6 protein-coding genes and 1 pseudogene are annotated in these 6,530 nt (G+C 70.6%); 3 read left to right on the forward strand and 4 right to left on the reverse strand.

The features are described from left to right. Window positions 1-68: 68 nt before the first annotated feature. From G6030_RS15380 to G6030_RS15395, 4 genes are all read right to left on the reverse strand, one after another. Window positions 69-563: an SRPBCC domain-containing protein gene (locus G6030_RS15380; RefSeq protein ID WP_007633408.1), complete on the reverse strand. Its 495-nt coding sequence runs from the start codon at window positions 561-563 to the stop codon at window positions 69-71. A 33-nt stretch (window positions 564-596) separates the two neighbouring features. Further along, on the reverse strand, window positions 597-1,811 hold the full coding sequence (locus tag G6030_RS15385) for an alpha/beta hydrolase family protein (protein ID WP_007633409.1): 1,215 nt from the start codon (window positions 1,809-1,811) through the stop codon (window positions 597-599). Window positions 1,812-1,848: 37 nt separating this feature from the next. Next, entirely contained in the window at window positions 1,849-2,799 is a 951-nt protein-coding gene (locus tag G6030_RS15390; RefSeq protein ID WP_182643711.1) for a PspA/IM30 family protein, read from the reverse strand. Between the two features lie 81 nt (window positions 2,800-2,880). Further along, window positions 2,881-4,332, reverse strand: coding sequence for a hypothetical protein (locus G6030_RS15395; RefSeq protein ID WP_182643712.1), 1,452 nt, complete (start codon window positions 4,330-4,332; stop codon window positions 2,881-2,883). A 424-nt stretch (window positions 4,333-4,756) separates the two neighbouring features. Here G6030_RS15395 and G6030_RS15400 point away from each other — a divergent pair, with 424 nt between their 5' ends. The 3 genes and pseudogenes from G6030_RS15400 to G6030_RS15410 all read left to right on the forward strand — a co-directional run. Beyond that, complete coding sequence (locus G6030_RS15400) at window positions 4,757-5,638, forward strand: hypothetical protein (RefSeq protein WP_182643713.1); 882 nt, start codon at window positions 4,757-4,759, stop codon at window positions 5,636-5,638. Between the two features lie 114 nt (window positions 5,639-5,752). Then, window positions 5,753-6,247, forward strand: a complete 495-nt coding sequence (locus G6030_RS15405; RefSeq protein WP_182643714.1) for an NUDIX domain-containing protein — start codon at window positions 5,753-5,755, stop codon at window positions 6,245-6,247. A 74-nt stretch (window positions 6,248-6,321) separates the two neighbouring features. Then, a pseudogene (locus G6030_RS15410) lies at window positions 6,322-6,530 on the forward strand (hypothetical protein); the annotation flags it as partial.

Raw genomic sequence — 6,530 nt, forward strand, 5'->3', positions numbered from 1 at the left:
ACTACGACACGATGGGGTTCCAACTCGTCCGGTCGCGGAGAGGGGCGACGGAGACGCGCGGACCGAGGCTAGCCGCCGAGAAGCGCCCGGTAGTGCGCGGCCAGGCCGGGGTGGTAGTCGGGGCTGAAGCTGAGCGCCTCAGGATCCCGGCCCGCCTCGGCCTCGACCAACCGGTCCAGATAGAAATCCCACCCCGGACCGATGTCCGACGCCGACTCGGCGTCCGGAATGTCCTGTTCCAGGGAGACGATGACCTCGTCGTCGTCACCCTCGATCCTCACGGTGACCACCCACCCGTCCGGACCGAGTCTCAGGACGAGGAGCTCGGGCGCCTCGCACCGCAACACCTCGACGGTCTCGGACGGTGCGCCCTCCTCGGCCGACATGGTCATCTCGATGGTGCCGCTCGCCGGATCGCCCGACCACGTGCCGATCCACCGCGCCGTACGCGTGGGGTCGGTGACGGCCGCCCACGCCTGCTCGCGGGACAGCGGCAGGCGGCGCGGGAACACCACCGCACCCGTCGGGGAAAGGTATCCGGAGGCCGAGGGCGTGGTGGACATGGCGACTCCTCGCTGGTGGAGGGCGCGCGGCGGTCAGCGCAGCGCCGGCATCAGCGTATCGCGCATCGGGGCCACGAAACGGCCGAAATTGTCCCAGTTGTGCAGGCCGGTGGGCAGGTAGTCGATCCCCGCGTCGATGCCGAGCTCGTCGAGCCGCCGGTCCATCTCCACGGTGCACGCGTGGGTCGCCATCTCCAGGCCCGCGCCCTGGGTGAAGCGCAGGAGATCGCGGCCGTTGCGGTCCCACTCGGAGGCGTCGGGCATACCGGTGGCGGTGGCGAAGTACAGGGCCTTGCCCGCGAGCTTGTCGGCGTTGAGGAGGCCGTCGTTGGCGAGGTAGTCGGGGTCGGTGCGCGGGCCCCACATGTTGGCGATATTGCCTCCACGGGTCTCCGCGACGATCTTGGCGAGGATGAAGCCGAGGTCGTCGCGTGCGGTGTAGCAACCGGCGATAGCGCCCACGGCCTCGTACAGGTCGGGCCGTCGCTCGGCGATGGTGACCGCACTCGCCGCGCCCATCGACAGGCCGGCCATGCCGCGCTTGCCGGTGAAGGGTATGTCGCCCGCCTCGAGCAGCGGCGGCAGCTCCTCCGTGAGGAACGTCTGCCACTTGTTGCGGCTGAGAACCGGGTCGTCCCGCTGCCAGTCGGCGTGGAGAGACCCGTCGGCGCGGGCGGGCATGACGAGCGTGACGTGCTCGCCTGCGAAGACCCGGTCGACGCCGCCCGGCAGGAGCCACCCGCTCGGCGAGGGCGAGTCCACGCCGTCGAGCAGATAGAGCATGGGAGCGGGCGCGTCCGAGCCCGGTCGCCAGATCTCCACCGGCAGCACGCGGTTCATGGACTCGGAGGCGACCCACCAGCGTTCGAATCGGGGGTCGCCGCCGGCGACCAGCGGATCGCCGATCTCCACCCGCCGCACCTCGGAGACGGTGACGGGCTCGGACTCCATCCCGATGGGCGGGGTGGCCGACGTGTTCTGCGAGCCCGTGCCCAGCGGCGGGAGGGTGCCCGATCCCATGAGGGAGTCCGTGCCGGTGGAACCCGTGGAGCCGACGGTCGCCGAGCCGGCGGCCGCGCTCGAGGGATCGACACTGCCTCCGAGGGAGCCCATCACCGAGCCGATGTCCGGTGTCGAGCCTGCCGGCAACGACTGCGCGGCGGCGGGCGCGACCGCGCCCCCGACGAGGGCGGCGGCGAGGGCCGGGACCAGGAACGGGAGGGCGTGGGAACGGCGGATTTGGCGCACCGATCAACGATAGATCGCCGATCCGGCCCGCGGGGCGTTACTCCCTGGTATCGCGGGGCAACGTCGGCCCCGAGAGGTCCTCGGGACCCGGCTGATCGGTGGCCTCGTCGGGGTTGCGCGGGGCCTCGGGGTCCGCCTGCTCGGCCGCCCCGGCCGGCTCGGCCTGGCTGGACTGCCCGGCCGAGCCGGCCTGGCTGCCCGAGGCGCCGGCCTGCCCGCCACCGTCCGTCAGCTGGCGATCGGCGCCCGCATCGGATCCGGACGACAGGCCCATCGACGCGCGGATCTGCTCGAGCTTCGACTTGCCCTCCGACTCCCGGGTGAAGGCGGCGGCGTCGAGCTGGGCGGTGGACGGGGCGCCGGTGGCCTCGGCGAGCTCCTGCTTGCCGAGCGCGGTGGTGTAGCGGCCCTCGATCTTGGCGCGGATCTCGTCGAACGTCGGGGAGTTGCCGCCGCCGGCGCCCTGCAGTGAGGCCATGGACTCGGTGGAACGGTGCTGCATCTCGGCCTGGGTGGCCTGGAGCAGCAGCTGGTCCTCCTGCGCGAGCGTCTCGCGCAGTCGGTGCTCGGACTCCTTGACGGCCTGCTTCGCCTGCTCGGCGGCCTGCACCGCCTGGCCGTGGAGCTGGCGGGTGTTCTCCAGGTCCTGCTCCAGCGCGACGAGGCGGCCGGCGAGCTGCTCGGCCTGGGCGTCGAACTGCTGAGCCCGCGCGGTGTCGCCCTCGGCGCGCGCCTGCTCCGCGACCTGCAGGGTCTGACGGATCTGGCCCTGCACCTCGTCGAGCTGGCGCGCCTTGGTGCCCATGGCGATCTCGAGCTGCTTGGCGTTGCCGATCACCGCGGCGGCCTGGTCGGAGACCGACTTGTGCTGCTGGCGGGCGTTGTTCATGGCCTGGTGGACGAGCACCTTGGGGTCCGCGTTGTCGTCGACCGACTTGTCCAGCGAGGCCTTGAGGTAGTTCCAGCCCTTGGCGAAGGGATTCGGCATGGCGGCGTCCTTAGGTCTCTCGGCGTCGGTGCGGTGCGGTCTGGTGCGGTCTGGCGCGCTGCCGCGCGCTGCGGCGTGCTCCTACCTCTTGACGGTACCGATCAGCGCGGCCACCGGCAGGGCCGTCCGGGGAAGGTAGGGCTGACGCCACAGGCCGCCCGATGCTGCGCTGGACGACTCGTGCTGCCACTGCACGTCGACCTGCGGGCGACCCACGTGGAGGTCGTGGACCAGCAGCGCCGCGAGCAGGGCGGAGGAGGTGTCGGGCTCGAAGATCTCGATGCCGAAGGCGTAGGCGCCCTTGTAGGTGCTGGCGAGGATCTTGTTCTTGGTGACCGAGTAAGTGTCGGTGGCGGGCGCGACGTTGACGGAGACGGTGTGGCCGTCGGCAAATGCGGTGGTCGCGCGCCAGCGCTGGACGCGCTTGGCGAGGGTGTAGTTGGGGCCCTGCTGGGGGACGAGCGCGTCGTGGACGGCGGGGCCCTGACCCGCGGGGTAGTTGCGGCAGAACAGCTTGTGGCGGGTCAGCGCGCCCACGACCCGCTTGACGTCGGTGATCTTCCGGGACGCCAGCGCGGCCGAGGCGGCATCGCGGACGTCGGAGGGGACGACGAACGTGTCCATCGGGGTGGCGAGGTAGGCCAGCGCGGTGGCGGTGTTGTCGCCGAGGAGGTCGACGACGAGGTCGTCGGCCGCGGACGAGAGCTGAACGTGGGTCCCGCCATCCGCGTAGAAGTAGCTGCCCACGGTCAGCGGCGCGGGGGCGGCGGCCCGGGCCCACGCGGCCAGTTCGGGGAGCTGGGTGAGCAGGTCGATCCCGGGGCGGCCGTCGGCGTCGGTGGGGATGTGCAGGCGGCCGGCGAAGGTGGACGCCTCGGCGCGGAAGCGGTCCCACGCGGGGCTCGACGGGAGGTCGACGCCCAGGACGTCGGCGCCCCACTGCAGGAGTCGGCGGGCGGGTCCCATCTCGGAGCCCAGGCCCAGGACGAGCATCGCGCGGCCGGGGAGCGAGAGCCACTCGGGGTTGTCCTGGACGAGTTTCAGCGCGTCGGCGCAGCTGGGTTCGATGACGCCGGCTGCGACCCACCGGTCGAGGCGGGCGCGGAGGAGGTCGCCGGTCAGTTCCTCGCCGCGGAAGGGGATGGAGAGCTCGCGGACGGGGGTCGCCGTGCCCTGGATGGTCTCGGTTCCTGGCGTGGACGTGGGGGTGACGACGGCGAGGTAGTCCTTCATCGGGGTCTCCATCAGCTGGCCGTCCGCCTCGTGAACGCCGACCATCCGGGACTGCAGTGAGTCGAGCGCCGCTCGAGCGACGCCGTCCCAGGCCGCCGGGTCGGAGACCCCGACCCGCACGAGCTCGGTGAAGGGTTCGATGTAGCCCTTGCGCCAGTCCTTGATGCGGTGGACGCGCTCGGCCGCGGCCGGGTCGACGGTGGCGAGTGCGTCGGCGACGACCTCTTTGGCGAGTCGCCCGGTCGAGCGGTTCCCGGCGGAATCGGTGGGGAAGAGGACTCCGGTCGTGCTCGGTGCCATGACGCTCCTGATAGTCGGGGACAATGCGAGGTTAGCCTCAACTTTTGCTGTCGTGGGGCGCGCGGGGCGGTTCCAGGTGGCGGATCCGGTATTCAGGGGCGAAGTAGTGAGGAAATTCACTAAGCGAGTTGCACGGCAAGCAAATAAGCTGCACTTCACTTCCCAGGTAGATCATATGTCGAGGTAGACGGCCGAGAACCGTTGCGCGACTTCGCGGACGGCGCCTACCTGCGCCGCTGCCTCTGGCGTTACGTAGGCCCTCCAACTATTCCAACCAAGGGTTCCCTGTAACGCGACTTTGAAATGCCCCGATAGAGTGACGACACGATCCGAAGGTGGTGGCTAAGGCCACATGCCGGGCCGGGTGGCGTGGGGGAGTCTGAACCCGTCGCCGGGTTGTCAACGACTAAGGAAGGCAATTCCTATGAAGAACTCGAAGCGGATGATGGCCGTTATCGCGGCCTCCGGCCTCGTGCTCGGCGGCATGCCGGGTATCGCCAACGCCCAGACCGGCAGCGAGGGCCTCCTGGACCTCAACCTCGGCGTGAACGTCGGCGACTCTGTCGAGCTCGGCGTGGACCTGGGCCTCGGCTCGCTCGGCCTCGACGAGGCGGACCTCGTGGAGTTCCCGGATCTCGCCGGTTCGCTGGATGCGGCCACCGACGCCAGCGGATCCAGCGACCTGGACACGGGTTCCGAGAACCTTGACGACGACGTCATTGGCGATCTGATCGACGCCGGATCTGCAGAGGGCGGCTCGGGTTCAGCGTCTAACGACGATGGAAACACTGAGGACGGCAACTCCGGCTCCGCGAACGCCGGTTCCGGATCGGCCTCGAACGACGACGAGGACGCCGAAGAGGGCGACATCCCCACCGGCTCGCTCGGGAGCATCACCGACGGGCTCGGCTCGGCGGATGACGAGACCGAGGATGAGGACGAGGAGACCCCGGGTTCGCTCGAGGACCTGTTCGGAACCGGTAGCGCTTCCAGCTCTGACACCGGCTCCGGTTCGGCTGATGAGGGCAACGACGAAGACGACGAGATCCCCGGTGAGGACGGGGACGAGGACGAGACCAGCGGCGACGGCTCCGTCGAGCTCAACGCCGAAACGGTCCTCGCTGTCGGTTCGCTCGCTGCTGCCGGCATCGCCGCTGGCATCGCCGTGAGCGGTGGCGTGGACCTCCCGGCGCTTCCCGCGGTTGACGTCGGGATCGTCTGCGAGCTGCCGCAGGAGGGCATCGACTTCCTCAAGGGCAACGGCTCCATGCAGCCGGACGAGTGCCTCCCCGAGGAGCAGAACTGACGTTCTGCCCGCCTCGCCGGTAACCCGGTGAGCGGCTAGCACCACGCAGATCCCCCGCAGACCACACGGTCGGCGGGGGATCTCGCCTTTCAGCTGGCGCCTATCGTGGGAAACATGGCCACCCCCGACTTCGTCCTCGAACTCCGAAAGCACGTGGGCTCCGCCCCGCTGTGGCTGGCCGGAGCGACGGCGATCATCCGGGACCCTGACGCAGCCCGCGTGCTCCTGGTCCGGCGCAGCGACAACGGTTGGTGGACGCCCGTCACCGGCATCGTCGACCCCGGCGAACACCCCGCCGACGCCGCCGTCCGCGAGGCCCACGAAGAAGCCGCCGTGACCATCCGCGTCGACCGCGTCGCCTCCATCGGCGTCTCCCGCATGGTCACCTACGACAACGGCGACCGCGCCCAGTACATCGACCACACCTTCGCCTGCACCTACCTGGACGGCGACCCACACCCCGCCGACGGCGAGAACACCGACGTCCGCTGGTTCGACGTCGACGCCCTGCCCGAGATGCGACCCCACATGCACGCCCGGATCGAGGCCGGACTCGCAGACGAGGAGCGCGCCCGGATCGCCACCACCGAGGAGTCCGCCATCGGATGAGCCCCGGGCAGGACGGGGTGAATCCCGTCACCTCCGGATGGTTCGCTACACCCCCAGGGGCATAGAATCGGGTCATGTCCGCCCGCCTTCGCGCCGAGATCCCACCCGCGGTCACCGCGGCCGTGGGCATCGTCGTGGCGCTGGTCAGCGGCGTATTCGGCATCAGTGCCCACGGACTGGCTGCCGGCGCGGCCGCGGCCGCACCCAGCTCCGGGGAGATCCTCGCCGTCGCAGCCGCCAGCGCGGGCATCGGAGCGGTCACCGCCGCCCGCGCCCGCCACCG

This window comes from Dietzia sp. E1 (genome assembly GCF_014145015.1).
Lineage (GTDB): Bacteria > Actinomycetota > Actinomycetes > Mycobacteriales > Mycobacteriaceae > Dietzia > Dietzia cinnamea_A.

Coding starts and splice junctions, on each gene's coding strand:
- G6030_RS15380 (WP_007633408.1), bottom strand. CDS start 563: ATGTCCACCACGCCCTCGGCCTCCGGATACCTTTCCCCGACGGGTGCG.
- G6030_RS15390 (WP_182643711.1), bottom strand. CDS start 2,799: ATGCCGAATCCCTTCGCCAAGGGCTGGAACTACCTCAAGGCCTCGCTG.
- G6030_RS15395 (WP_182643712.1), bottom strand. CDS start 4,332: ATGGCACCGAGCACGACCGGAGTCCTCTTCCCCACCGATTCCGCCGGG.
- G6030_RS15400 (WP_182643713.1), top strand. CDS start 4,757: ATGAAGAACTCGAAGCGGATGATGGCCGTTATCGCGGCCTCCGGCCTC.
- G6030_RS15405 (WP_182643714.1), top strand. CDS start 5,753: ATGGCCACCCCCGACTTCGTCCTCGAACTCCGAAAGCACGTGGGCTCC.